Source organism: Arsenicibacter rosenii (assembly GCF_001870735.1).
GTDB classification, from domain to species: Bacteria; Bacteroidota; Bacteroidia; order Cytophagales; family Spirosomataceae; genus Arsenicibacter; species Arsenicibacter rosenii.
The window spans coordinates 1-420 of record NZ_MORL01000280.1 but is presented as its reverse complement, the minus strand read 5'-3'; the positions used below and the strand labels follow the sequence as shown (position 1 = coordinate 420).

General features: G+C 53.9%; 1 protein-coding gene. It reads left to right on the top strand.

Translation table 11 applies throughout. The annotated features are described in order from the left end of the window. The coding region (locus BLX24_RS31260) for a thiamine pyrophosphate-binding protein (protein ID WP_510185444.1) at positions 1-420 on the top strand (420 nt) is incomplete at both ends.

Below are 420 nucleotides of genomic sequence, written 5' to 3'. Positions count from 1 at the left end.
GTCAAGGGGGTTGAACAAAATACGGGGTCACTCGGCCACGGGCTCCCGCTAAGCGTCGGAACAGCCATTGCTGCCAAACTCGATAACCTGGCCTATCGGGTATTTACCCTGCTCGGTGACGGCGAACTGCCGGAGGGGTCGAACTGGGAAGCAGCCCTGCTGGCATCCCACTATAAGCTCGATAACCTGTGCGCAATCATTGATAAGAATACGTTNACGGACCCCCTCGATAAAAAGTTTGAGGCTTTCGGCTGGGTGGTGCGGCATGTGGATGGCCACGACATTGCCGCCTTACAGGAGGCGTTCGATGCCATGCCGTTTGAAGCCGGTAAACCAAGCCTGGTTATTGCCCATACGGTTAAGGGAAAAGGGGTAAGCTTTATGGAAAATGTACTGAAATGGCACCATGGTGTTCCGAAT